The organism is Actinocrispum wychmicini (assembly GCF_004345645.1).
In the GTDB taxonomy this organism is placed as follows: Bacteria; Actinomycetota; Actinomycetes; order Mycobacteriales; family Pseudonocardiaceae; genus Kibdelosporangium; species Kibdelosporangium wychmicini.
Window position 1 is genome coordinate 144466 of record NZ_SLWS01000012.1, and the last position, 25384, is coordinate 169849.

A 25384-nucleotide genomic window follows, 5' to 3' on the forward strand; every position below is an offset into this window, starting at 1 on the left:
TCCTAGTACGACTTCGGCAAGCCCAACGTGTGCTGGGCCACGAAGTTCAGGATCATCTCACGGCTGACCGGCGCGATCCGCCCCACCCGAGCCGACAACGCGATCGCGCCCAGCCCGTACTCGCTGGCCATCCCGTTGCCGCCGTGGGTCTGCAACGCGTGGTCAGCGGCTTGCACGGCGGCCTCGCCGGCGGCGAACTTGGCCATGTTGGCGGCCTCGCCGGCGGCCATGTCCTGGCCCGCGTCGTACAGCGCGGCGGCCTTCTGGGTCATCAGGCGGGCCAGTTCGACGTTGATCCGGGCCTCGGCCAGCGGGTGCGCCACACCCTGGTGGGCACCGATCGGGGTACCCCAGACGTTCCGGGTCCTGGCGTAGGCGACCGCCTTGTCCAGGGCGAGCCGGCCGATGCCGGTGGAGAACGACGCGGCCATGATCCGCTCCGGGTTCAGGCCCGCGAACAGCTGCGCCAACGCCGCGTCCTCGGAGCCGACCAGGGCGTTGCCGGGCAGCCGGACGTCGTCGAGGAACAGGGTGAACTGGCGGTCCGGGGACACCATGTCCATCTCGATCTTCTGGTAGGTGAACCCGGGCGCGTCCGTCGGCACGATGTACAGGGCCGGCTTGAGCTTGCCGGTCTTGGCGTCCTCGGTGCGGCCGACGATGAGCACGGCGTCCGCCGCGTCCACCCCGGAGATGAACACCTTCTGCCCGGTGAGCACCCAGTCGCCGCCGTCCCGCCGGCCGGTGGTGATGATCTTGTGCGAGTTGGAGCCGGCGTCCGGTTCGGTGATGCCGAACGCCATGGTGACCGTGCCGTCGGCGAACCGGGGCAGCCAGTCCCGCTTCTGCCCGTCGGTGCCGAACCGGGCGATGATCGTGGCGCAGATCGCCGGCGACACCACCATCATCAGCAACGGCGAGCCGGTCGCGGCCAGCTCCTCGCACACCGCGGCCAGGTCGCCGATGCCGCCGCCCCCGCCGCCGTACTCCTCCGGCACGTTCACGCCGAGATAGCCGAGCTTGCCGGCCTCCTGCCACAGCTCGGTGGTGTGGCCGCCCTCGCGCGCCTTCTTGCTGTAGTACTCGTGGCCGTACCGTTTGCCGAGGTCGTGGACGGCCTTGCGGAGCGCCTGCCGCTCGTCGGACTCGACGAAGTTCATCCCGTGTACCCCAATCGCTTCGCGGCCAAGCCGGTGAGGATCTCCGAGGTGCCGCCACCGATCCCCAGGATCCGCATGTCCCGATACTGCCGTTCCACCTCGGACTCGCGCATGTAGCCGAGCCCGCCGTGCAGCTGGACGGCCTTGTCGGCCACCCACTCCCCCGCCTCGACCGCGGAGTTCTTGGCGAAGCACGCCTCGGCGATGACGTCCTCGCCGTCCTCGAACCGTTGGGCGACGTGCCTGGTGTACGCACGGGCGACGTCGACCTTCCGCGCCATGTCGGTCAACGTGTGCTGCACAAGTTGCCGCGAGATCAACGGCCGGCCGAACGTGTTCCGCATCCGGCACCACTCAACAGTGACGTCCAGCGCGCGTTGCGCGGCCGCGTACGCCTGCGCGGCCAACGAAAGCCGCTCGGTGACGAACTGCTGCGCCACCTGGATGAACCCGGAGTTCTCGGCGCCGACCAGGTTCCCCACCGGCACCCGGCAGTCCACAAAGGATAACTCGGCGGTGTCCGAACACAGCCACCCCATCTTGTCCAGCCGCCGGGACACTGTGAACCCAGGGGTGCCCTTCTCGACGACCAGCAACGAGATCCCATGCGCGCCGGCCTCGCCGGTCCGAACGACCGTGGTCACGAAGTCCGCCCGGCACCCGGACGTGATGAAGGTCTTGGCGCCGTTGACGACGTACTCGTCGCCGTCCCGCTTCGCGGTGGTCCGGACGTTGGCCACATCCGATCCTCCATCGGGCTCGGTCACCGCCAGCGCCCCGATCAGGTCCCCGGCGAGAGTCGGCCGCACCCACCGCTCGATCTGCGCGGAATCGCCCGCGCCGACGATGTGCGGCACCGCGATCCCACACGTGAACAGCGACGCGATCACCCCGCCGGAGACGCCGGCGTACAGCATCTCCTCGGTGACGGTCAGCGCGTCCAGGAAGTTCCCGCCGCCACCGCCGGCGCTCTCCGGGAACGCGACCCCGAGCAACCCGACCGCCCCGGCCTTCCGGTGCAGGTCGCGCGGCAGCTCACCGGCCCGCTCCCACTCGTCCAGCCGAGGCAGGACCGCACTCTCGGCGAAGCGCCGCACAGTCTCCCGCAGCGCGACCCGTTCAGCCGTCCGGAAGACGTCGGTCACACCGGACACGGTCGCACGAACCCACGGCAAAATCAAGCACGCATGCTTGTTTCTGGCGGACCGTCAGTTGCTGACGACCGCTGTCGCGTCGACCACGAACACCAGTGTCTCGTTCGGTTTCACCGGTGACTGCCCGTTCGTGCCGTACGCCAAGGCGGGCGGCACGACCAGCAGCCGCCTGTCACCCTTCCGGATCCCGACCAGGCCCTGCTCCCAGCCGGCGATGATGCCACCGTTGCCGAGACCCGTCACTGTGAGCGGCCACCCACGGTCGTAGGAGTTGTCCAGGGTCAGCTTGTCCGACCAGGTCATCAATGTGTAGTTCACCGTGATGTCGTCGCCGCGCTTCGCCGCCAGCCCGGTTCCCGTCCGCAGATCCTTGACGACGAGCTGGGTGGGTACCGTGCAGGTGTCGGGGAGGGTGATCGTCGGCTTCTGCCCGTCGCCCCCCGCGACCTTGATGTCGTCGGCCGTGCACGGCCCTGGCGGGGCGGATACCGACGGGGTGACCGCGGTGGCTGGTCGGCCGGACGCCGCCGAAGGCTGACCTGAGCCCGTGGCAGGTCCGCCCGAGCCAGCGGACTGCCCACCGGAGTTGGCGAGGACAAGCGCCACCGCCGCACCTGCCGCGACCACCCCCGCGGCGATCCCACCGATGGCCAACACGCGCTTGCGGTTGGGCCGATGTGCCGGCAACAACGCGGTCCGGCCGGCTGCCCTGGGTGGCGCCGGCCAGTTGCCGGCCATCAGGGTGGTCGCTATCTCGTCCGGCCGCCGCGCCACGGTCGTCTCGTCGTTCTCCGACAACGCGGCGACAAGCTGATCCGGCGCCGGTCGCCGCGCGGGGTCCTTCGCCAAGGCCGCCGTGAGGATGGGCTTGAGATCGTCGGGCACGCCGGCCAGGTCCGGCTCGCCGTACATGATCCGGAACATGACCGCCTGCGTCACGCCGCTGCCAAACGCGAGCCGACCTGTCGCGGCATAGACCAACGTGAGAGCCCAGCTGAACACGTCAGCGGGTGGCCCCGGCCGGCCGGCGACCTGTTCCGGGGCCATGTACACCGGAGAGCCGACCGCGACCCCGGTCTCCGTCAGCGACGTCGCGTCGGCCAGCTGCGCGATGCCGAAGTCGATCACCTTGGGCCCACGCTCGGACAGCAACACGTTGCCGGGCTTGAGATCGCGGTGCACAATGCCGGCGCGATGGATCGCCATCAACGCCGCGGCCAGCCCCGCGCCCAGCGCACGGACCTGCCCCGGCGGCAACGGCCCCGCCTCAGCCACCCGGGCGGACAGCGAAGGACCGTCCACGTACTCCATCACCAGATACGGGTTCGGCACGTCCACCTGCACCTCGAGGACACGTGCCGTGAACTCGCTTCCGACGAGCGTCAACGCGGCACCCTCCCGCCGGAACCGCTCCCGGAACGCGAAGTCGTCGGCGTACTCCTGACGTAACCGCTTGACGGCCACCAGCCCCTCCGGCCCCTCCGCGAGGTACACCACGCCCATCCCACCCGCGCCCAACCGACCCTGAAGGCGATAATCGTCGATCACGACCGGATCGTCGTCGCGCAGCGGCCGTGCCCCCATAAGTCCTCCGTGATCACCCGCCGGAAACGCCACAACAATAACGCGGGGCGCGATGTTACACTCACAGCGGATCAGATCTTTACGGATCGTGATCATATTGGGAGGGGCTGCGGCACGGAGGAGGAGCCGTGCCCGCGTACCCGAACCAAGTTGATCTCACCCATTTTCCCCGGTCGCGGTGGCGCCATGCTTAGGCGCTTTCTGACCTGGTTTGAGGACTACCTCGCCGACGTCGGCGCCATCACCCTCATCGGCGCCGTAACAGGAATTCTCGCCTTCGGCGGCACACTCAGCACAATCTTCGGCGACACCGGCATCCGGGCAACAGCTTTTGTCGCGACGATCCTCACCGTCCTCGGCACGTTCACCGCCCTCGCCACCAGCCGAAGACAGTGGCAGCACCGCGCCAGACAGAACCAGCGACTGCTGGGCCACTACCGCAGACTCGTCCAGGACCACTTCAACTACTGGCAAATTCTGGAATGGGACGAGACTGTGGTGGTGGACGAACGCGGAAACTCGCGTCAGCGCATCACCGCGCGGGCCGTTGTCACGAGCGATGATCTCGACTTCTTCCGTATCCGGCTGGGTAGCCGATGGAAGCAGTCAACAAAGCACCAGAGACATGTCTCGGTGAAAGCCCGCAGTCCAGAGCTCGACGGACTCGGCGGCACCCGTCTGGACACAACGCTCGCGTGGCTCCCCGATGGGCGGCTGGAGATTCTCGTCCATTTCAGCCTGTCGATGGAAAAGAACGACATATTCAACGTCGACTTCGAGATCGAGTGGCCAGGCAAATGCCAGCCGCTGATGCTCGGCGAGCCCGACGAGTTCGTGATGCGTTTCACCCAGCGGATCGAGAAGGCGACGTGGACGATCATCCTGCCCGTGGGCACCAAGGTCTCGGTCGACCCGGTGGGCCTGCGCGCCGAGGACACTTACGAACTTAAGAAGGGGGTGAACAGCGCGGGCAACTCCGAAGTGCGCCTGTCCGCCCAGGCGATCGAGCCGTATCGGAGTTTCGGAATGCGAGTCGATCAGAAGTAGGCCCGTATCAAGAAACAGCCTGAATGGACTCCGTGATGTAACCAGAGGGCGAGACCATCGCGTTGCAGCGGCTTGGGCCGCGGCCGATGGAGGTCCGGCGGCTCACGACTACCGCGAAGGTCTCCGTTCCGGCCTGCACAAGCACCGAGCGCGCCTCCGACTCCAGGTCCGTCTCCACGATGTCCTCGCGGAGCGCGATCACATCGTCCAAGCCGCGCAGGCCGGTGTGCTTACGGACGGCGATCTCGGCGTACTGCATCCACTGGGTGGGGGCGCCGGTTCGGCCGCGGAGGTGTTCTGGGTCGACTTCGCCGTTGATGGCCGCGCGGGCTACGACTTCGGCTTCGGCCGGGGCCAGCTGGCCGTGCAGGTAGCCGTCCGGGACCACCATGAGGTTGCCTGCCCAGCGGTCGCCGCCCACGTGGCTGACTTCCCACACCTGGTCCGGGTAGGCGGCGTCCAGGGACGCCGCGAGCGGGCGGCCGAGCAGCGCGCAGCACATGTCCTTGGTGCCGTGCGTGCACACCAGGAAGAGCGGGCCAGGGACTGGGGTGCCGACGCCGCCGACACCTGCGGCGATGGCGGTGAGGTCCAGGGACTTCAGGGCGGCCATGTCGTCGATGCGGATCGACTCCAGCCAGCGGCCGTGCGGGCCGGTGCCGCCGAAGAAGACCCGGCGTTGGGCCAGGTGTGGCTCGCGGAGGTGACGGCCGGGGTGGCGGATCAGCAGGGTGCGCAGTCCGGCGTTGCGCAGCTCGTCCAACTGACGCAGCTGGGGTGCGGTGAATGCCTCGGCAAGCGCGGTTTCCAGGGCGTCCGACGGCCACGGTCCCGGGTACTCGATCAGCAACCAGGAGGTCATGAACGCGGCCGTGCCTGCCGGGCTGCCACCAAGCAGCCGTGTCACCACGGCACAGCCCGGCAGAGCGCCGGACGCCTGGGTCGCGGCGGAGTCCACGGTCATCGGACCGTGCACCCGCCGCGAGTGGAACTTACCTTAGGCATACCTAATCTTACCCGATCAGGCCAGCGACAGCAGTCCCTGGGTGATCAGTTCGCCGAGCAACGCGCGCACGGTGACCCTGTCGACCGCCGGGGCGGCCGCCTCGACCAGTGCCGAGACCGGCACTGACCGGCCCGGGAGCAGCGCGGACAGCACCGGCTCGGCCGCCAGAGCGAACACGAACCTGCTGCCCGCAGCGAGCAGCGTCACAGTCCGGTCGGCCCGGTCCAACAGTGCCCGAGGCGTCAGCAACCGGACTTCCGCGGTGTCGTCCGGCGGCAACAGGTCCGACGTCGCCACCCACGGCAGCCCGAGCCTGGGCAACGCGGGCGCCTGCGCGTCCCGGTCAGCCAGGAACCGGTCGACCACCTCGGGTGTCAGCAGCTCGTTGATCCCGGCCCGCAGTTCCGCCGCCCGCTGAAAGCGGTCCTCAGAAGAGCCGAACCGAGGCAGGTCACGGCGGAACGCCTCGTTCACCCGCAGCTGGTCGGCAAGCCAGTTGACCAGGTCGATCCCGTTCGCCGGGTTGAAGCCCAACGTCAGGTGCAGCGACTCCTCGCCGACCGCGGACACGTCATGCCAGCAGCCGCGCGGCACGTACAACGCGTCGCCGTCCTCCAGCATGAAGTCGGCGACCGGCTCGGCCGGTGGCTGCTGCGGCGGCTCGACGTCCCGGTACAGCGGTGCCGGGCGGGTCGTGCCGTGGACCCGCCAGCGTTTCCGGCCGGAGATCTGCAGGATGAACGCGTCGTGGTCGTCCCAGTGGACGTCGAAGCCGTGCGTCTTGCCCCAGCCCGCGTACAGGTTGACCTGGACACGTTCGCGCAGGTCGTGTTCGAGCCGCGCGGCCAGGTCGGCGACCGGGTCGACGAACTCCTGCACCGCGTCCAGCACCAGAGTGGCGCCGTTGCGCAGATGTTCGCCGAAGGGCGCGGACAGCAGACGGGGGATGGGGCCGCCGCGCTTGGCCGGCGCCATCTCGGTGTACGTGTGGGTGGGGACGACGTCGCCGGCCATGGCCAGGCGCAGCCGCGGGAACTCCAGCCGGTGGTGGCGGAGCACCGTGTTGAGCGTGGACCACGGCATCAAGGCGGCGAACCGGCCGGCGGTTCCGGGGAACCGGTGGTGGGCCTGGCCCTGCACCGAGGAAAGAAACTGGCTGACCTCGAGCGGTGCCACGAGGTCAGCCAGGCCAAGCGGAGTGGACACTCAGTCGTTGCCGTCGTTGTCGGTGACGGCGCCGTTGGCCTTGCCGCGGTCCACGGCGGTGGTCAGGGGCTCGACCTCGATCAGCAGGCCGCTGACGGGGGCGGTGTTCTCCATGTGCTACCTCGCATTCGACGGTAAGAGGCCCGACGGAACTGCGTAATGCCTTGTCAGGCTACTTGAGAGACCTCGACGAAGCACTAGTCGTTCGGAGTGAGCGCGGTCGCTGAGAGTGAGCACAGATCCAGCAGCCGCAGGTGTTCGGCCCGGTCCGACACGGCGAGTCGCAGCCAGGTCCGGCCGGCCACGTTCACCCGGCCGAGGCCGGTGAACCCGGGCAGGCCGCGGCAGAGTTCGGCCACCGTGGCGTCGTCCGCGCCGGCCGGCCGGAAGACCACAGTGGACAGTTCGGGCCGGGCGAGCAGCCGCAGCCGGGGCCGCGCCGCGATCTCGTCGGCGACCTCGGCGGCCAGGTCGCAGCGGTCCTCCAGGTCGGCCGCCAGCCGGTGCCGCTTGGCGCGGAACACCGCCGAGATGTCCGGCACCGCGGGTGGCCGGACGGTCAGCAGCGACTCGGCCGTGCGTACCACCACTATTCCCGCCTCCAGCGAGGGAAACTCGAACGCCACCGAGTCCGCGAGCTCCACCCCCGCGAGCAACGGCCGGAGCCGGTCGGAGAACAGCGCCACTCCCCCATCGGCGGCGTCCACGTGCACCCAGGTGCCGCGCAGCCGGCAGACCCGGGCGACCTCGCGTAACGGGTCGATCGCCCCGGTGTCCGCCGTGCCGACGGTCATCACGACCACGGTCGCCGCGGTGATCCGGCCGAGGACCGCGGGCAGGGCGTCGAACGTGTCCAGCATCACCGGCGCCGGCATGCCGAGTTGGCCGACCACCCGGGCCACCTCGGGTCGGCTGCCGCGAGTGCAGACCGTCTGCACGGGCGCACCGGCCGCGTCCTTCTTCGCCAGCAGCATGCCCAGCAACGTGGACTCGGTGCCGCCCGCGGTGGTCACGCCGCCGGGATCACCACGGGGAAAACACAGTCGCGCGACGGTCGACTCGATCGACGGCTCGGTCATTTCCCGCGGCTCAATTGTTGACAGCCAGGGCGCGGACCAGCTTGCCCGGGTCCTCGCCGGTCGGCAGCAGGCTGATCACGGGCGTGTCCAGCCCGGACTCGACGTACTGGGCGACGCGCTCACGGCATCGGGCCGCGCTGCCGTACACGATCAGGTCGTCCACGACCGAGTCCGGAATGGCCTCGTTGGCCGCTTTACGGTCACCCGCGGCCCACGCCTCGTGCATCGGCCGCAGGATGTCCTCGCGGCCCAGCCAGTCGTGGAACGCCTTGTACACCGGCACGGTCAGGTAACTGCTGATCAGCAGTCGACCGAGGCCGCGCGCGGCGTTCTCGTCCTCGGTGGGGCACACGAACACCCGCGCCACCAGTTCGAAGTCCGCGCCGACCTCGGCTCGGACCCGCGGCACGTCGGTGGGCGCGAGCCAGTTGGTGATCGCGCCGTCGGCCTCGCGCCGGGCCAGCCGGAGCATGCCCGGCCGCAGGGCGGCGAGCATGATCTTGGGCGGTGGCTCCGGCGCGCGTTCCAGCCGGAACTTCGACACGGTGAACGTCGGGTACGTCGCCGAGACCTTCTCGCCGGCCAGCGCGGACCGCAGGAACCGCAGCGTGTCCCGGGTTTTCGCGTACGGCTCGGCGAACGGCACGGAGTTCCACGCCTCGACGATGACCGGCGAAGACGTGCCGATCCCCAGCACGAACCGGCCCGGCGCCAGCTCGGCGATCGTGGCCGCGGACATCGCCAGCAGGGCGGGGCCGCGCGTGTACACCGGCGCTATCGCCGTGCCCAGCCGCAGCTCAGGCGCCCATTCCGCGGCCAGCGCGAGGGGGGTGAAGGCGTCCGTCCCGGCGGTCTCGGCCGACCACGCGTCGGTGTATCCCAGATCGGGCAGTTCCCTGACCAGCTCACGGTGCTCGGCGAGGGGAACTCCGGTCAAGGGCAGCGTGATGCCCCAGCGTCCCATGCGTATCTCCTTCGCGCCCACAGGAGTTATCAGCCGACCATACCCAGGGCGTGCTTCAGCCAGGAGACCTGCAACAGTTGGAAGTTCTCGGCAGTCGCGCCGTCCTGCGGCGTCATGTGCGTGACTCCCGGCAACGGCAGGAGGGTGTGCGGGCGGCCGGCGGCCACGAGCGCCGCGGAAAGTCGCAGCGAGTGCGCCACGACGACGTTGTCATCCGCGAGCCCGTGGATGATCATGAGCGGTCGCTCCAGGTTGGCCGCGTCCGGCGCGAGCGAGTTCCGCTCGTACACCTCTGAGTGAACGTCCGGATGGCCGAGATAACGCTCGGTGTAGTGCGTGTCGTACAGCCGCCAGTCGGTGACGGGCGCGCCCGCGATGGCCGCGTGGAACACGTCCGGACGGCGCAGCACGGCCAGCGCGGACAGGTAGCCGCCGTATGACCAACCGCGGATGGCCACTCGGGACAGATCCAGGTCCGGGTACCTCTCGGCGGCCGCGTGCAGCGCGTCCACCTGGTCGATCAGGGTGACGTCGGCGAAGTCGAACGCGACCTGGCGTTCCCACGCGGGACCGCGGCCGGGCGTGCCGCGCCCGTCGGCGATGAGCACCGCGAAACCCTGGTCCGCCAACCACTGTGACATCAGGTAGGCGTTGCGGCTGGCCAACACGCGCTGCGCGTGCGGGCCGCCGTACGGGTCGAGCAGCACGGGAAGCTTGCCGCTGCCCAGTTCGTGGCCGGTCGGGAGCAGCAGCGCCGCCCGCAGCCCGCGCTCACCGAGCGTCAACGGAATCACCACCGGCTCCAACGGTGGCGTGACGGCGAACGACGCGATCTCGCCGACCTGTTGGCCGGCACGCAACACTGTCATCGCCGGACCGGCCACGTTCATCCGCCACGTCGTCAACACAGTCACATCGCCCGACCGGGTCGCCGAATGCACGCCGTCCACAGTGGACACTTGAGTGACGCTGGCGCCCGCGCGGTACACGTGCACCTGAGTCGGGTCCTCGGCGGACGCGGTAAACAACACGTCCTCGTCGCCGACCTGCAGCACGGACCGGACCTGCAGGGACGGATCGGTCACCGCCTTGCCGTCCACCACAAGCCGGTACGCGCCGTCGGACACGCCGACCCGCACCAGCCGGCCGTCCGGTGTCCACGCCGGAACGCCCGCGACGATGTCCACCCAGTGCTCGTCGGTCTCCTCGTGCAGCAGCTCGGTCGAGCCGTTGTCCGGGTTCACCGCGTAGATCCGCATCGCCCGCTGGTCGCGTGGCTCGACGCCGATCAGCGGGCGGCCGCCGGCCGACCAGTGCACGGTCGCGAGGTACTCCTCCTCGAACTCGACCGGCACCCGCGAGCCGTCAAGCCCGATTACGAAGAGTTCGACCTTGACGTTGGCGGTGCCGGCGGCCGGGTAGTGCACGACCGCGGGTTTCGTGGCCGGGTTGGCGGGGTCGGAGATGTGCCACTCCCGCACGCCGGTGCGGTCGGTGTGCGCGACCAGCAGCCGTTCCCCGTCCGGTGACCACCAGAAACCACGGGACCGCGACATCTCCTCGGCCGCGATGAACTCGGCAAGGCCGTACGCCTGCTCGTCGTTCGCCGGCTCGGCCAGCGCACGATCGTCGCTACCGTCCACATTCACCACTCGCAGCGCGTTGTCCGCGACGTACGCGACGCGCCGGCCGGTCGGATCCGGGCGCGGATCCACGATCGGCGTGGCCGTGGCCAACTGGCGCGTCTCCCCGGTCCGAACGTCCGTGACGTACAGCTTCCCGGACAACGCGAACGCGACGATCCGGACGGCATCGTCGCACGCGTCACCGACAATTCCGCTGGCCTGCAGCCGGCTGCGTTCCCGGCGGGCACGTTCCTCGTCGGACAGTTCCTCGTCGCCGTCGGCCAGCAGTTCGGCCGGGTCGGCCAGCACCGACTCGACGCCGGTGGCCAGGTCCCGCTGCCACAGCTGGTGCCGGGGGTCCTCACCGGAAGCCGAACGCAGGAACACCAGCCTGGTCCCGTCCGGCGCCACCCGGATCTCCTTGGCCGTGCCGAGGGTGAAGCGCTGGGTGCGGGACTGCATGCGAAGGAAGGATGTCTCACGGGTCACAGCCGAACCCTAACCTTTCTTGGGATCCCCACTGCAGTTCCTCAGGCTGTTCTCATGGTCGGCTCGCACAGTGGGTGCCATGACCGCCACACAAGAACCTCCGCAGTACGGGCCCGCCTACTACCCGCCCGCCGCGCCACCGCCTCCGATGTACGGCGGCGGCCCACCGCCCACCGGCGGGCCGGTGCCGCCCGCGCTGGCCGGACCAGGCCGTCGGCCGCCTCGGTTCCGTAAGGGCGCCGTGGCACTGACCATCGCCGGGGTCCTGGCCGCAGGTGCGGTCGGCGGCGTGACCGGCGCGCTGGTCGGCGGTTCGCCGGCCCAGTCCCCGAACTACAACAGCGCGACCCCGGTCGCCCAGAACGTCAGCAACTCCGCTACCGACGTCAGCAACGTGGCCAGCAAGGTCCTGCCGAGCACGGTCCAGGTGAACGTGCAGGCGGGCAACCAGCAGGGCATCGGCTCCGGCGTGATCCTCACCGCCGACGGCCGCGTCCTGACCAACAACCACGTCGTCGGCGGCGCCCAACAGATCCAGGTCGTGCTGAACGACGGCCGCAAGTTCACCGCGAAGGTAGTCGGCACCGACCCGGCCAGCGACCTCGCCGTGATCCAGCTGCAGGGCGCGAGCGGCCTGACCCCGGCCACGCTCGGTGACTCCTCGTCGGTGAAGATCGGCGACGAGGTGGTCGCGATCGGCTCGCCCGGCGGCCTGCAGGGCACCGTGACCACCGGCATCGTCAGCGCGCTGAACCGGCCGGTGACCGTGTCCGAAGACGACGGCCAGCCGCAGAACCCGTACGCTCGCGACGGAAGCAGCGGCGGCGACCAGACCACGTACCAGGCGATCCAGACCGACGCGTCGATCAACCAGGGCAACTCCGGCGGCCCGTTGGTGGACAAGAACGGGAACGTGGTCGGCATCAACTCGGCAATGTACTCCCCGGTGTCCACATCGGACGGTCGCGCGGGCAGTGTCGGCATCGGCTTCGCGATCCCGATCAACACGGCCAAGACAGTCATCGACCGGATCGTGGCGAACGGCTGAGCATCCATTCCAGGCCCTGACTTCGTTCCCGACGACGAGGCCAGTGGCCTGGCGGTAGAACCTAGGTCTCCGCCATGGCCGCGGCGCGGCGGGCGAGATGCGCGGCAGCCTCCCGTAGCTCGGGCGGTTCCAACACCTTCGTGTCAAAGCCCAGCCGGGCGATCTGCACCGCGAGCCAGTCCAGGTCCTCCCCACCGACGACGAGCACGCACCACCCGTCGCGATCGTCCTCGACGCGTCCCACCTGGGGCGGCACCAACTCCCGCACCTCATCAGGCTCGGCGCGCACCCGCACCCGGGCCAGATACCCGTACGACGCCTCGGTCACGGACCGCTGCACGTAGGCGACCGGGTCCGGATGGTCCCGCACCCGAAAACGCCAGGTCGTCGCGGCCACCTCGCGCATCCGGTCGAGCCGGAAGGTGCGCCAGTCGTCGCGGTCGACGTCCCAGGCCATCAGATACCAGCGGCGGCCTGTGGTGACCATCCGTACCGGCTCGACCGTGCGCTCGCGATCGGCGTACCGGAACCGCACGCGCACGGCGTCACGGCAGGCGCGCGCGAGCGTCACCAGCAGCTCGGCATCGATCTCGATCCCAGGGCCGACAAGGGTTTCGGTGGCGTCGTGCACCGCCCGCACCTCGGCGCGCAGCCGGGGCGGCATCACCTGGTCGAGCTTGGCGAGCGCGCGCAGGGCCGCCTCGCTCGCCCCGGCGACCGTGCCGCCAGCCGCCAGCCGTAGGGACACCGCGGTCGCGATCGCCTCCTCGTCGTCGAGGAGCAGCGGCGGCAGCCGGGTGCCTGCGCCGAGCTGGTAGCCGCCGCCGACACCGGCCGTCGCGTGCACGGGATAGCCGAGCGTGCGCAGCCGCTCCACGTCACGACGCACCGAGCGGTCGGTGACCCCCAGCTCGGTGGCCAGTTCGACGGCGGTCCACGACGGCCTGCGCTGCAGCAGCGCCAGCAGCCGCAGCACCCGCTCAGTCGTCGCTTCGACTTTCACCTGGTGATCGTCGCACGAATCACGGAACGATCCTGTCCGCGATAGCCGCAAGGCTGGCGCCATGAACACGCAACCCACCCCGGTCGACCCGCCTCAGCTGCCCACCAGCCCGGCCTTCGCGCAGGGCATGATCGTTCCCGCCGGGCAGACGCTCTACGTCGGCGGGCAGAACGGGACGAACCAGACCGGCGATCTGCTCGACGGACTGGAAGCACAGACACAGCAAGCCATGCGCAACGTGCTCGCCGTCCTCGCCGAAGCCGGCACCGACGCCGAGCACGTCGCCAAACTGACGATCTACCTGGCCGCCGGTGTCGACATCGCCGAGGGGTACGCGGCGGCAGTTTCCGTGTGGGGTGCTCACCGCACGGCCATCACCGTCATCTCCGCCGCTCCGGCCCGGCCGGGCGCCCTGGTCGAGATCGACGCGGTGGCCGCGATCCCTAGTGCCCGAAGGTGAACCAGTTGAGGTTGACGAAGTCGGCCGGCTGACCGCTGGTGAACGTCACGTACACGTCGTGCGTGCCGGTCACCGCCGAGATGTTGGCCGGGATCGTCCGCCACGACTGCCAGCCGCCGGTGTTGGCGACCGCGAAACTGCCGATCGGGGCGTTCGACACGCTGTCGAGACGGACCTCCACCAGGCCGCTCACCCCGCCCGCGGCGCCTGACGCGGCCCGCGCCACGAACTGGTGCGCGGCCGACGTGCCGAAGTCGATGCCCCGGTACAGCGCCCAGTCGCCGTTGGCCAGGCTGCCGATGTCCTGGCCGCCGCCGGAGTCCGTGGTGGCTTCGACTGAGACGCCGTTCTGCGCCTGGAACGCCTCGGCCTGCAGGGTCGAGTAGGCGTCACCGCCACCGCCGGTCGGCGGGGTGGTCGTCGTCGACGACGGCGGTGTGGTCCCTCCGCCCCGGGACCACACCGCCACATAGTCGGCCAGCAGGGGCCGACCGGGCACTGTCGCCGCGGTGGGTGTCTGGCCGCCGAGCGCGTTCGGGAACGCGCCGCCGATCGCCAGGTTCAGCAGCACGAAGTAGCCGCCGTGGCCGGTCATCGCGGTCCACGTGCCGGCGTCCACCTGGTTCTGGCCGACCTGGTGGAACTGGGTGCCGTCGACGTACCAGCGGAGCTGGTTGGGGGCCACGCTCCGGTCCCATTCGAACCGGTACGTGTGGAACGCGGACTGGCAGCTGGCGCCGGGACACGCGCGGTTGGCCGCGATGCCGGTGGTCTCGTTGCACGGGCCACCCGGGTTGACGCCGCAGTGCAGCACGCCCCACACGGCGTTGATCCCGTTGACGTTCTCCATGATGTCGAACTCGCCGATGCCCGGCCAGTTCCACCAGTTGCCCCGGTACGGGCCGCCCAGCGCCCAGAACGCCGGCCAGTAGCCGAGCGCCGCCGACCCGGTGACGTTCGGCATCTGGATCCGGGCCTCGATCCGCAGCACCCCGTTGTCCGGGGGCTTGAAGTCGGTCCGCTGGGTCTCGATCCGGGCCGACGTCCAGGTGCCCGCGCCGTCCCGCAACGGGGTGATCCGCAGGTTCCCGGCGCCGTCCAGGGACACGTTCGACGGGTTCGCGGTGTAGTTCTGGATCTCGCCGGTGCCCCAGTTGCCCGGCCCGCCGGGATACGAGTGCCCGGTGTCGATGATCCAGTTGGCGCCGGACGGCAGGGTGTCGGCGGGACCGGTGAAGTCGTCGGCGAACACCTGGGTCCAGCCGGCGGGCGGTGGTGGCACCACGCCGGACGCGCTGTCGGTCGACATCAGCGCTCCGGCCAGGACGACGAGCGCCGAGGCTGCGGCGGCCATCGTGGATCGGATACGTCGTGGGGACACGGGCGACCTCCTTGTCACACGCACGGGACTCTATGAGAGCGCTCTCACGCTCGCCGTGTCAAGTCCCGGACCTCGGACCTGCGAAGCAGCGGTGTACCTCGCCGCCGGCGAGCCCGACGCGGCCAGCACCCAGGCGGCCCTGAACGCCGTCTTCACGTCATAGCTGCAAGAGTCCGCGCATGGCCTACGCCTTCGGAGTCATCCTTTTCGCCCTGTGCATCGGGCTGTCGCTCGGGTTGCACGAGGCCGGGCACCTGCTGACCGCGAAGGCGTTCGGGATGAAGGTGCGGCGGTTCTTCGTCGGGTACGGGCCGAAGCTGTTCTCCTTCCGCCGCGGCGGCACCGAGTACGGGCTCAAGGCGGTCCCGCTCGGCGGTTTCTGCGACATCGCCGGCATGACCACCTTGGACGAGCTGACCCCGGACGAGGAAAGCCGGGCGATGTACCGGCAGAAGGCGTGGAAGCGCACGGTCGTCATGGCGACCGGCCCCGTTTCGCATTTCCTGTTGGGTTTTCTCGTGCTGTACGTCATGTCGGTCACCATGGGACTCCCGAACACGCAGGAGAAGCCCACCATCGACTCGGTCGCCGGGTGTGTCGTGGACGACGGGCAGAACTGCGCGCCCGGCCAACTCGGCCCGGCCGAGGCCGCCGGCATCCGCTCGGGCGACACCGTCCTGTCGGTGGCCGGCAAGTCGACGCCGACCTGGGCGGACATGGTCACCGCGGTCCGCGCGTCCGCCGGCCCCACCCCGGTGGAGGTGCGGCGTGGCGACAGCACGCTGCGGTTCACCGTGGACATCCCCCGGGTGGAACGAAAAGGCGCCGGCCGGGTCGGGGCCATCGGCGCCACTCCCGCCGCCGCCCTGGCGTACGGACCGATCGAGGCGTTCGGCGCCACCACCTCGTACACCGGCCAGCTGTTCGCCCAGACCTGGGAGAAGCTGATCAGGTTCCCGGAGCGGGTGCCGGCCCTGGTGAACGCGATCATGGGCGGCGAACGCGACCCGGACACCCCGGTGAGCGTGGTCGGCGCGAGCCGGATCGGCGGCGAGGCGGTTCAGGCCGGCCTGTGGTCGACGTTCATCCTCATGGTCGCCGGCCTGAACCTCTTCCTCGGCGTGTTCAACCTGCTTCCGCTGCTGCCGATGGACGGCGGGCACATCGCGATCATCTTCTACGAACGGATCCGCGACTGGATCCGCAAGCTTCGCGGCCGCGAAGCGGCTGGTCCGGTGGACTTCAGCCGCCTCGCGACCGTGACCCTGGTCCTCGTCGTGATCGGCGGCGCCTTCGTGCTGCTGACGATCACCGCCGACATCGTGAACCCGGTCCGGATCACCTAGACATTGCGGGGGAAGCCCAGGTTCACGCCTCCGTGCGACGGGTCGAGCCACCTGTTGGTGACCACTTTGGACCGCGTGAAGAAGTGGATCCCGTGTGGGCCGTAGGCGTGCGTGTCGCCGAACAGGGAGTCCTTCCAGCCGCCGAACGAGTAGTAGCCCACCGGCACCGGGATCGGCACGTTCACGCCGACCATGCCGACTTCGACCTCGTTCTGGAACCGCCGGGCCGCGCCGCCGTCGTTGGTGAAGATCGCCGTGCCGTTGCCGTACGGGTTGCCGTTCACCAGGTCCATCGCGGCGTCGTAGCTCGGCACCCGGACCACCGACAGCACCGGGCCGAAGATCTCGTCGGTGTAGACGGACATGCCGGTGGTCACGTTGTCGAACAGGGTCGGGCCGAGCCAGAACCCCTCGGCGGCGCCGTCCACCGGGTGCCCGCGGCCGTCCACCGCCAGCGTCGCTCCTGACTCGACACCTGCGTCCACATAGGACTCGACCCGGTCCCGGTGGGCCCGGGTGACGAGCGGTCCCATCTCACAGCCGGTCCGCCTGCCGTCGCCGATGTGCAGACCGGCCATCCGGTCGGCGATCTTGGCCACCAGGTCGTCGCCGACCGGGTCGACCGCGACCACCACCGAGATGGCCATGCACCGCTCCCCCGCCGAGCCGAACCCGGCGGACACCGCCGCGTCCGCGGCCAGGTCCAGGTCGGCGTCCGGCAGGACGACCATGTGGTTCTTCGCCCCGCCCAACGCCTGCACGCGTTTGCCGTGCCGGGTCCCGGTCTCGTACACGTACCGGGCGATGGGCGTCGACCCGACGAACGAGATCGCCTTGACCGTGGGGTGTTCCAGCAGCCCGTCCACCGCGACCTTGTCGCCGTGCAGCACGTTCAGCACGCCGTCCGGCAGCCCGGCCTCCGCCCACAGCTCGGCGATGAACACCGACGCCGAAGGGTCCTTTTCGGACGGCTTCAACACCACGGTGTTGCCGCACGCGATCGCGTTCGGCACGAACCACAACGGGACCATCGCGGGGAAGTTGAACGGCGAGATCACCCCGACCACCCCGAGCGGCTGCTGGATCGAGTACACGTCCACCCTGGTCGAGACGTTCTCGCTGAACCCGCCCTTGAGCAGGTGCGGGATGCCGCAGGCGAACTCGACCGCCTCAAGCGCGCGCTGTACCTCGCCGCCCGCGTCGTCCAGGACCTTGCCGTGCTCGGCGGTCACGATCGCGGCCAGCTCGCCGCGCCGGGCCGCCAGCAGCTCCCGGAACTTGAAGAGCACGTTGGACCGTTTGGCCAACGAAGCGTCTCGCCACGCCGGGAAGGCCGTGGCCGCCGCCGCGACCGCGGCGTCCACTTCGGACTGGCCGGCGAAGTCGACGGTCCCGCTGAGGGCACCGGTGGCCGGGTCGAACACCTCGCCGGTGCGGTCCACGACGCCGTCCCACGGCTTGCCGTTGATCCAGTGGGTGATCCGGCTCATCCAGCGATCTCCTTGTCCACAGCGACGATCGACTCGGTCAGAATGCCGAGGCCCTCTTCGGCCTCCTCCTCGGTCAACGTCATCGGCGGCGCCAGCCGGATCACGTTCCCGTACAGGCCGCCCTTGCCGACGAGCAGGCCGCGCGCCTTGGTGTGCTCCATGAACCGGGCGGCCGCCTCCGGGCTGGGCGTCCGCCCATCCGGGCCGACCAGTTCGATCCCGATCATCAGGCCCTTGCCACGCACGTCCGCCACGACCGGGTGCTCCTCGGAGACGTCCCGCAGCCCGTTGATCAGCTGGCTGCCCACCTTGGCCGCGTTGGCCTGCAGGTCCTTCTCCAGGATGTAGTCAAGGGCGGCCTTCGCGCCGGCGGTGGAGATCGGGTTGCCGCCGAACGTGGAGATCGAACTGGCGCCGAGGCAGTCCATCACGTCCGGCCGGGCCACCACGCCGCCGATCGCCAGGCCGTTGCCCAGGCCCTTGGCGAAGGTCATCATGTCCGGCACGAACCCGTGCGCCTGGATGCCCCAGAAGTGTTCGCCGGTCCGGCCCCACCCGGTCTGCACCTCGTCGGCGACGAACAGGATCCCGTACTCGTCCAGGACCTCCTTGAAAGCGCCGAGCATCCCGTCCGGGGGCACGTTGAACCCGCCGACGCCCTGGATCGGCTCGGCGATCATGCACGCGACATCGCCGGACGTGGTCACGTTGAGCACGTCCCGCAGGTCGTCGACGCACGCGGCCACGTAGTCCTGGTCGGAGAACGACGCGAACGGGCCGCGCGAGCGGTAGCCACCGTGCACGTAGCTCACCTTGACCGGCGACAGCGAGCTGGCCTTCCAGCCCCGGTTGCCGGTGATGCCAACCGTGGCGAACGCCCGGCCGTGGTACGAGTTGCGCAGCGCGATCACCTGGTCGCTGTGCCGGAACTGGGTGGCCAGCATCAGCGCGGTCTCGTTGGCCTCGGTGCCGGAGTTGGTGAAGAAGACCTTGGCGTCCTTGATCCCGGACAGCTTGGCGATCCGTTCGGCCAGCTCCACCTGGTTGCGGATCAGGTACAGGGTGGACGTGTGCAGCACGCCGGAGTCGAGCTGGGCCCGGACCGCGTCGCTGATCTCGGCGATGTCGTAGCCGACCGCGTTGGTCAGGATCCCGGCGAAGAAGTCCAGGTAGGTGCGTCCCAGCGAGTCGGTGACACGCCTGCCGTCACCGCTGACGATCTCGATCGGCTCCTGGTAGAACAGTGCCAGCCAGTCCGGCAGGACGGCACGGTGTCGGCTCAGCAGGTCGTCGGCCACAGCATCCTCCAGCGTGGGGGTCTCTGGGTGGTGAGTCTGCTGGGAACCGCCGCGCGCCACCACACGCAACATGTACCGGAAACCGGGTATTCGATTTACAGTGTGTCGGTGTATCCGACCGTCTCGGAAACGTTGGCCCTGCCGGTCGTGCAGGAGGCCCGGCCGCGGGTCGTCGCCGGGCACGGCGGCCTGTCGAAACGGGTCCGCTGGGTGCACGCGGCCGAGGTCCCGGACGTGGCGCAATTGTTGCGCGGCGGCGAACTGGTGCTGACCACCGGGATCGCGCTGCCGGACGACCCGGCCGGGCTGGCCAGGTACGTCGACGAGCTGGCCGACGTCGGCGCCGCCGGGGTCGTGGTCGAGCTGCGGCGGCACTGGAGCGACAAGCTGCCGTCCGCGTTCGTCGGCGCGGCCGAACGGCGTGGCCTGCCGCTGGTGACGTTGTCAGAGGAGACCCGGTTCGTGACGGTGACCGAGGCGATCGTCGGCCTCATCGTGGACGCGCAGGTCGCCGAGCTGCGGGCGGCCGAGCAGGTGCACGAGACGTTCACGGCGTTGACGGTCGCGGGCGCCGAACCGGCCGAGGTGCTGCGTGAGGTGGCGAGGACCGCGGGCTGCCCTGTCGTGTTGGAGACGCTGTCGCACGATGTGCTCGCCTACGACACGGCCAAGGCCGACCCCGGCGAGGTGCTACGGGACTGGGCGAGGCGGTCCCGGGCGGTGCACGTCACCGAACGGACCAGCTATGACCCGGACGCGGGCTGGCTGATCACGGTCGTCGGCGCGCGCGGCAACGACTGGGGCCGGCTGGTGATGCTGTGCCCGGACGCCCCGCCGCACAGGTACATCGTGGTCGCCGAACGAGCCGCCTCCGCGCTGGCCGTGCACCGGCTCGTGGCCCGTGACCGTGAAGGGCTCGAACGGCACGCGCACCGCACGCTGCTCACGGAGATGCTGGCGACGAGCGGGCCGGCCGGGAACCTGAACGCCCGCGCCGCCGCCCTCGGCGTGCCGCTGGAGCACCGGCGGCTGGTCGGGATCGCGGTCCGGCCCAGAACATCGGCGAACCCGGCGCCGGCCATGGCCACCCAGGAGGTCCTGCGCGACCTCGCCGAGGCCACCGCGCTGGCCGGCCGCCGGGCCCAGGTCGCCGCGCTGGTCGGCGTGGTCGACGACACCAGCGTCCGCGCCCTGCTGTCGTTGCCGCCGCAGGCCGAAGTGGACAACGCGCTGCGCAAACTGGCCAAGGAGGTGCACCAAGCGGCTGGCGCCACGCAACGGGCGCTGCCCGTCGTGCTCGCGGTCGGCACGACCGTGGACCGGCTGACCGGGGTGCGGCGCAGCCTGGTCGAAGCCGCGCACGTCGCCGACGCCGCGCTTCGGTCCACATCGGACCGCCTGTACCACCGGCTCGACGACGTCCGCCTGCGCGGCCTGCTGCACCTGCTGGCCAACGACGAGCGAGTGACCGCGTTCAGCGACCGCGAGCTCGGCGCGCTGCTGGCCAGGGACGCGACCAACGGCAGCCGGCTGGTCGACATCCTGCGCCACTACTGCCGCAAGGGCGGCAACAAGTCGGCCGCCGCCGAGGCCGCGCACATGTCCAGAACCGCCTACTACCAACAGCTTTCCCGGATCGAGCAGGTACTGGGCGTGTCACTGGAGGACCCGGAGTCGATGCTGTCGCTCTACGTGGCCTTGTTGACCCTGGACGTGCAAGCCCATCACACGACCGAGTAGCTCAGCTCGACGGCGTCGAGGCCGATCTCTAAGCCATGCTTTCTCCGTTGCGTACCACCGCCGCCCTGGTCAGCGCCGCCGCGTTCCTGCTCGTCCCCGTACTTGCCAACGCCGTGCCCGCGAACGCGGCGCCCGCGGACACGTCCCTGTTGCTGACCAAGGACGGCCCCGGGGTCGACCCGGTCACCGGCCTGCTGCCCAAGCTCATAACCTTGGCGTGCGAGCCGACCGGCGGCACCCACCCCACCAGGGACGACGCCTGCGCGGTGCTGGCCAAGGCGGGCGGCGACTTCAACCGGATCGAACCGCTGCACCGGATGTGCACCCTGAACTACGCCCCGGTGCGCGCCTCGGCCCACGGCACCTGGCGAGGCCGGCCGGTCGACTGGACGGCGATGTTCCCGAACGACTGCGCCGCCGGCTCGCAGACCGACCTGGTCTTCGACTTCTGAAGCCCGCAACTTACACAGTGTTCACCATGACCGCGAAGAATTGACACTGTGACTCTGCCGTGCGGATCACTGGCCACCCAGGATGCCCGGATGGACCCCGGCACGAGCGGAGTACCCGATGGCCCGACCAGCGCAGGTGACCCAGCCCGACGGCCGTGTCGAGCTGGTCGACAGCTCGGCGATCGCCGGTAGCCGGTTCTACAACCCCGAGCTGGCGCCGGTGCCGATCGAACGCCGGCGCTGGACCACGTACAACTACTTCGCGCTGTGGATGGGGATGGCCCACAACATCCCCAGCTACACCCTGGCGTCCTCGCTCATCATTCTCGGGATGAACTGGGTGCAGGCGTTCCTCACGATCACCCTGGGCAACCTGATCGTGCTCGTCCCGATGCTGTTCAACAGCCACGCGGGCACGAAGTACGGCATCCCGTTCCCGGTGTTCGCCCGCGCGTTCTACGGCGTACGCGGCGCGAACCTGGCCGCGTTGCTGCGTGCGTTCATCGCGTGCGCGTGGTTCGGTATCCAGACCTGGGTCGGCGGCGAGGCGCTGTTCGTCATCATCGGCAAGCTCGCCGGCGACGGCTGGACTGGCGCGGGCAAGATCGGCGACCAGCCGTGGACGCTGTGGCTGTGCTTCGCGCTGTTCTGGGTCGTGCAGATGCTCATCATCTGGCGCGGCATGGAGGCGATCCGCCGGTTCGAGAACTGGACCGCGCCGCTGGTCTCGATCGGGTTCCTGATCCTGCTCATCTACGTGGTGGTCAAGGCGGGCGGGTTCGGGCCGATCCTGTCCGAGCCGTCCAAGCTCGGCTGGGGCTCGCAGTTCTGGACCACGTTCTTCCCGTCGCTGATGGCGATGATCGCGTTCTGGTCCACGCTGTCGTTGAACATGCCGGACTTCACCCGGTTCGGCGGCGGCCAGCGCCAGCAGGTGAAGGGCCAGATCCTGGGCCTGCCGACGACGATGTCGTTCATCGCGATCGTGGCCATCCTGACCACGTCCGGCGCGACCGCGCTGTACGGCGACGACGACAAGCTGTGGGACCCGGCGTACCTGGCGAGCAAGTTCTCCAGCCCGGTCCTGGTCGTGGTGGCGCTGATCGCGCTGGTGCTTGCCACTGTGTCGGCGAACCTGGCGGCGAACGTGGTGAGCCCGTCGTACGACTTCTCCAACGCGTTCCCCAGGAAGATCACGTTCGCGGTCGGCGGCCTGATCACCGGCGTGATCGGGGTCCTGATCCAGCCGTGGCGGCTCATTTCCGACCCGGGCGTCTACATCTTCACGTGGCTCGGGTTCTACGGCGGTGTGCTGGCCGCGATCGCGGGCGTGCTGATCGCCGGGTACTGGTCGGTGCTGCGGACCCGGCTCAACCTGGCGGACCTGTACAAAGACGGGGGTGGGGCGTACTGGTTCAAGGGTGGCTGGAACTGGCGGGCGATCGTGGCGACCGTCGTGGGTGCCGTGCTCGGTGTGGGCGGCGCGTACGGCGGACCGTTCCCCACCGGCGGGTTGATCCCGTTCCTCAAGCCACTGTACGACTTCAGCTGGGTGGTCGGCCTGATCGCCGCCTTCCTGGTCTATCTGGCCCTTTCGATCAGTACCAAAGAGGAGGCGACAAGTGCCGCGGACAGTTCGAGCCGGCTTGGTGCAGCAGCGGTGGACGGGTGACAAGGAGTCGATGACCGCGAACGCGGTCACCGCGATCGCGTCGGCCGCGTCCCAGGGCGCCCAGGTGGTCTGCCTGCAGGAGTTGTTCTACGGCCCGTACTTCTGTCAGGTGCAGGACGCGGACTACTACTCCTACACCGAGCAGATCCCGGACGGGCCGACCACCAAGCTGATGCAGGAGGTCGCCAAGAGCCACGGGGTCGTGCTCGTCGTGCCGATGTACGAGGTGGAGCAGCCCGGGGTGTACTTCAACACCGCCGCCGTGATCGACGCCGACGGCACGTACCTCGGCATGCACCGCAAGAACCACATCCCGCAGGTGAAGGGCTTCTGGGAGAAGTTCTACTTCCGGCCGGGCAACCTCGGGTACCCGGTGTTCGACACCGCGGTCGGCCGGATCGGCGTGTACATCTGCTACGAGCGGCACTTCCCGGAGGGCTGGCGGGCGCTCGGCCTGGCGGGGGCGGAGATCGTGTTCAACCCGTCGGCGACGAGCCGTGGCCTGTCGGAGTACCTGTGGCGGCTGGAGCAGCCGGCGGCGGCCGTCGCGAACGAGTACTACGTGGGCACGATCAACCGCGTCGGTGTGGAACCGCTGGGCGACAACGACTTCTACGGGCAGTCGTACTTCGTGGACCCGCGTGGGCAGCTGGTCGGCGACGCGGCGTCGGACACCGAGGAGGAGGTCGTCGTCCGTGACCTGGACATGGACCGGCTCGCCGAGGTCCGCGATCTGTGGGCGTTCTACCGCGACCGCCGGCCGGACACGTACGAGGGCCTGGTGAAGCCGTGATGCGGACCCTCATCAAGGGCGGGACCGTGCTGTCGTCGACGGGCGCGGTCGTGGCGGACGTCCTGGTCTCCGATGAGCGGATCGCGGCGCTGTCCGCCCCCGGGATCGCGTGGGAGGCGGACAAGGTCATCGACGCCGCGGGCAAGTACGTGCTGCCCGGCGGTATCGACGCGCACACCCACATGGAAATGCCGTTCGGCGGGACGTCGTCCCACGACACGTTCGCCACCGGCACGACCGCGGCGGCGTGGGGTGGCACGACCACGATCATCGACTTCGCCGTGCAGGTCAAGGGCACCACCTTGCAGTCTACTTTGGACAAGTGGCACAGCAAGGCGGACGGCAACTGCGCGATCGACTACGCGTTCCACATGATCGTGTCCGACGTCAACGACACGTCGTTGAAGGAGATGCGGACGTGCATCGACGCGGGCGTGAACAGCTTCAAGATGTTCATGGCGTATCCCGGCGTGTTCTACGCGACCGACGGCGAGATCCTGCGGGCGATGCAGCGCGCGGCGGACACCGGCGGCCTGGTCATGATGCACGCCGAGAACGGCATCGCGATCGACGAGCTGGTCGCGCAGGCGTTGGCGGCCGGGAAGACCGACCCGGTGCAGCACGGCCTGACCCGCCCGGCCGAGTTGGAGGGCGAGGCGACCTCTCGCGCGATCACCCTGGCGAAGGTCACGGGTTCGCCGCTGTACATCGTGCACCTGTCGGCCGCCGAGGCGCTCGCCGCGGTGGCGAACGCCCGCGACACCGGTCAGAACGTGTTCGCCGAGACGTGCCCGCAGTACCTCTACCTGTCCATTGAGGACCTGGCCAGGCCGGACTTCGAGGGCGCCAAGTACGTGGCCTCGCCGCCGTTGCGTCCTCGCGAACACCAGGCCTCGCTGTGGCGGGGGCTGCGGACCAACGACCTGTCGGTGGTGTCGACCGACCACTGCCCGTTCTGCTTCAACGAGCAGAAGGAGCTGGGCCGGGACGACTTCTCGAAGATCCCGAACGGCATCCCCGGCGTGGAGCACCGGATGGACCTGCTGCACCAAGGGGTGGTCGCCGGGGAGATCTCGCTGGCCAGATGGGTGGAGATCACCTCGACCACGCCGGCCCGGATGTTCGGCCTCTACCCTCGCAAGGGGGTGATCGCGCCGGGCTCGGACGCGGACATCGTGGTCTACGACCCGACGGCGACCCAGACGTTGTCGGCGGCCACCCATCACATGAACGTGGACTACTCGGCGTACGAGGGGCTGGCGATCACCGGCAAGGTGGACACCGTGCTGTCCCGGGGCCGGGTCGTGGTGGCGGACAACGCCTTCCACGGCGCGACCGGACACGGGCGGTTCCTGACCCGTGACCTCTGCCAGTACCTGACCTAGGA

Annotated in this window: 21 protein-coding genes; 9 read left to right on the plus strand and 12 right to left on the minus strand. The window is 69.6% G+C overall.

Features of this window, described 5'->3' with window-relative positions; translation table 11 throughout:
- Positions 1–2: 2 nt before the first annotated feature.
- From EV192_RS42085 to EV192_RS42095, 3 genes are all read right to left on the minus strand, one after another.
- Positions 3–1160, minus strand: coding sequence for an acyl-CoA dehydrogenase family protein (locus EV192_RS42085; protein WP_132124339.1), 1158 nt, complete (start codon positions 1158–1160; stop codon positions 3–5).
- Entirely contained in the window at positions 1157–2305 is a 1149-nt protein-coding gene (locus EV192_RS42090) for an acyl-CoA dehydrogenase family protein (RefSeq protein WP_132124340.1), read from the minus strand. Before EV192_RS42090 ends, EV192_RS42085 begins: the two co-directional genes overlap by 4 nt.
- 63 nt (positions 2306–2368) lie before the next feature.
- A complete protein-coding gene (locus tag EV192_RS42095) occupies positions 2369–3898 on the minus strand; it encodes a protein kinase domain-containing protein (RefSeq protein WP_165960905.1) in 1530 nt (509 codons plus the stop codon).
- A 150-nt stretch (positions 3899–4048) separates the two neighbouring features.
- On the opposite strand from EV192_RS42095, the gene EV192_RS42100 reads away from it, so the two are divergent.
- On the plus strand, positions 4049–4945 hold the full coding sequence (locus EV192_RS42100) for a hypothetical protein (protein WP_132124342.1): 897 nt from the start codon (positions 4049–4051) through the stop codon (positions 4943–4945).
- Between the two features lie 7 nt (positions 4946–4952).
- Here EV192_RS42100 and EV192_RS42105 read toward each other — a convergent pair whose 3' ends face one another.
- From EV192_RS42105 to EV192_RS42125, 5 genes are all read right to left on the minus strand, one after another.
- Positions 4953–5909: a sucrase ferredoxin gene (locus EV192_RS42105; RefSeq protein ID WP_132124343.1), complete on the minus strand. Its 957-nt coding sequence runs from the start codon at positions 5907–5909 to the stop codon at positions 4953–4955.
- Positions 5910–5966: 57 nt separating this feature from the next.
- Positions 5967–7127: a JmjC domain-containing protein gene (locus tag EV192_RS42110; protein WP_132124344.1), complete on the minus strand. Its 1161-nt coding sequence runs from the start codon at positions 7125–7127 to the stop codon at positions 5967–5969.
- Between the two features lie 227 nt (positions 7128–7354).
- Positions 7355–8236, minus strand: a complete 882-nt coding sequence (locus EV192_RS42115) for a pyridoxal-dependent decarboxylase (RefSeq protein WP_132124345.1) — start codon at positions 8234–8236, stop codon at positions 7355–7357.
- 10 nt (positions 8237–8246) lie between these two features.
- Entirely contained in the window at positions 8247–9200 is a 954-nt protein-coding gene (locus EV192_RS42120; RefSeq protein WP_132124346.1) for an LLM class F420-dependent oxidoreductase, read from the minus strand.
- Between the two features lie 29 nt (positions 9201–9229).
- Positions 9230–11287, minus strand: a complete 2058-nt coding sequence (locus tag EV192_RS42125) for a S9 family peptidase (RefSeq protein WP_132124562.1) — start codon at positions 11285–11287, stop codon at positions 9230–9232.
- A gap of 106 nt (positions 11288–11393) precedes the next feature.
- Between EV192_RS42125 and EV192_RS42130 the strand changes: the two genes are divergently transcribed.
- The gene (locus EV192_RS42130) at positions 11394–12362 is read left to right on the plus strand and encodes a S1C family serine protease (protein WP_243727408.1); all 969 of its coding nucleotides are present in this window, start codon (positions 11394–11396) and stop codon (positions 12360–12362) included.
- A gap of 61 nt (positions 12363–12423) precedes the next feature.
- Here EV192_RS42130 and EV192_RS42135 read toward each other — a convergent pair whose 3' ends face one another.
- Positions 12424–13365 carry a helix-turn-helix transcriptional regulator gene (locus EV192_RS42135; protein ID WP_207926637.1) on the minus strand — a complete coding sequence of 314 codons (942 nt, stop codon included), beginning with the start codon at positions 13363–13365 and terminating at the stop codon, positions 12424–12426.
- Positions 13366–13426: 61 nt separating this feature from the next.
- On the opposite strand from EV192_RS42135, the gene EV192_RS42140 reads away from it, so the two are divergent.
- Positions 13427–13825 carry a RidA family protein gene (locus EV192_RS42140; RefSeq protein WP_132124347.1) on the plus strand — a complete coding sequence of 133 codons (399 nt, stop codon included), beginning with the start codon at positions 13427–13429 and terminating at the stop codon, positions 13823–13825.
- Here the strand turns inward: EV192_RS42140 and EV192_RS42145 are convergent.
- Positions 13809–15206, minus strand: coding sequence for a glycoside hydrolase family 16 protein (locus tag EV192_RS42145; protein ID WP_424923425.1), 1398 nt, complete (start codon positions 15204–15206; stop codon positions 13809–13811). The two genes, EV192_RS42140 and EV192_RS42145, sit on opposite strands and share 17 nt — an antisense overlap.
- Positions 15207–15385: 179 nt before the next feature.
- On the opposite strand from EV192_RS42145, the gene EV192_RS42150 reads away from it, so the two are divergent.
- Positions 15386–16552, plus strand: coding sequence for a M50 family metallopeptidase (locus EV192_RS42150; protein WP_132124348.1), 1167 nt, complete (start codon positions 15386–15388; stop codon positions 16550–16552).
- On the opposite strand, the gene EV192_RS42155 is transcribed toward EV192_RS42150, so the two are convergent.
- A complete protein-coding gene (locus EV192_RS42155) occupies positions 16549–18042 on the minus strand; it encodes a CoA-acylating methylmalonate-semialdehyde dehydrogenase (RefSeq protein WP_132124349.1) in 1494 nt (497 codons plus the stop codon). The genes EV192_RS42150 and EV192_RS42155 overlap by 4 nt on opposite strands.
- On the minus strand, positions 18039–19340 hold the full coding sequence (locus tag EV192_RS42160) for an aspartate aminotransferase family protein (RefSeq protein WP_243727409.1): 1302 nt from the start codon (positions 19338–19340) through the stop codon (positions 18039–18041). The genes EV192_RS42155 and EV192_RS42160 overlap by 4 nt, the downstream gene beginning before the upstream one ends.
- A gap of 108 nt (positions 19341–19448) precedes the next feature.
- On the opposite strand from EV192_RS42160, the gene EV192_RS42165 reads away from it, so the two are divergent.
- The 5 genes from EV192_RS42165 (at position 19449) to hydA (ending at position 25382) form a co-directional block, all read left to right on the plus strand.
- Positions 19449–21080, plus strand: coding sequence for a PucR family transcriptional regulator (locus EV192_RS42165; protein ID WP_132124351.1), 1632 nt, complete (start codon positions 19449–19451; stop codon positions 21078–21080).
- Positions 21081–21127: 47 nt separating this feature from the next.
- Positions 21128–21532 carry an SSI family serine proteinase inhibitor gene (locus EV192_RS42170; protein WP_243727410.1) on the plus strand — a complete coding sequence of 135 codons (405 nt, stop codon included), beginning with the start codon at positions 21128–21130 and terminating at the stop codon, positions 21530–21532.
- A gap of 118 nt (positions 21533–21650) precedes the next feature.
- Positions 21651–23204: an NCS1 family nucleobase:cation symporter-1 gene (locus tag EV192_RS42175; protein ID WP_132124353.1), complete on the plus strand. Its 1554-nt coding sequence runs from the start codon at positions 21651–21653 to the stop codon at positions 23202–23204.
- On the plus strand, positions 23155–23997 hold the full coding sequence (locus EV192_RS42180; protein WP_132124354.1) for a nitrilase-related carbon-nitrogen hydrolase: 843 nt from the start codon (positions 23155–23157) through the stop codon (positions 23995–23997). The genes EV192_RS42175 and EV192_RS42180 overlap by 50 nt, the downstream gene beginning before the upstream one ends.
- On the plus strand, positions 23997–25382 hold the full coding sequence (gene hydA, locus EV192_RS42185) for a dihydropyrimidinase (RefSeq protein WP_132124355.1): 1386 nt from the start codon (positions 23997–23999) through the stop codon (positions 25380–25382). The genes EV192_RS42180 and hydA overlap by 1 nt, the downstream gene beginning before the upstream one ends.
- Positions 25383–25384 lie beyond the last annotated feature (2 nt).

Coding starts and splice junctions, on each gene's coding strand:
- EV192_RS42085 (WP_132124339.1), bottom strand. CDS start 1,160: ATGAACTTCGTCGAGTCCGACGAGCGGCAGGCGCTCCGCAAGGCCGTC.
- EV192_RS42095 (WP_165960905.1), bottom strand. CDS start 3,898: ATGGGGGCACGGCCGCTGCGCGACGACGATCCGGTCGTGATCGACGAT.
- EV192_RS42105 (WP_132124343.1), bottom strand. CDS start 5,909: ATGACCGTGGACTCCGCCGCGACCCAGGCGTCCGGCGCTCTGCCGGGC.
- EV192_RS42115 (WP_132124345.1), bottom strand. CDS start 8,236: ATGACCGAGCCGTCGATCGAGTCGACCGTCGCGCGACTGTGTTTTCCC.
- EV192_RS42120 (WP_132124346.1), bottom strand. CDS start 9,200: ATGGGACGCTGGGGCATCACGCTGCCCTTGACCGGAGTTCCCCTCGCC.
- EV192_RS42125 (WP_132124562.1), bottom strand. CDS start 11,287: ATGCAGTCCCGCACCCAGCGCTTCACCCTCGGCACGGCCAAGGAGATC.
- EV192_RS42130 (WP_243727408.1), top strand. CDS start 11,394: ATGACCGCCACACAAGAACCTCCGCAGTACGGGCCCGCCTACTACCCG.
- EV192_RS42140 (WP_132124347.1), top strand. CDS start 13,427: ATGAACACGCAACCCACCCCGGTCGACCCGCCTCAGCTGCCCACCAGC.
- EV192_RS42150 (WP_132124348.1), top strand. CDS start 15,386: ATGGCCTACGCCTTCGGAGTCATCCTTTTCGCCCTGTGCATCGGGCTG.
- EV192_RS42155 (WP_132124349.1), bottom strand. CDS start 18,042: ATGAGCCGGATCACCCACTGGATCAACGGCAAGCCGTGGGACGGCGTC.
- EV192_RS42175 (WP_132124353.1), top strand. CDS start 21,651: ATGGCCCGACCAGCGCAGGTGACCCAGCCCGACGGCCGTGTCGAGCTG.
- hydA (WP_132124355.1), top strand. CDS start 23,997: ATGCGGACCCTCATCAAGGGCGGGACCGTGCTGTCGTCGACGGGCGCG.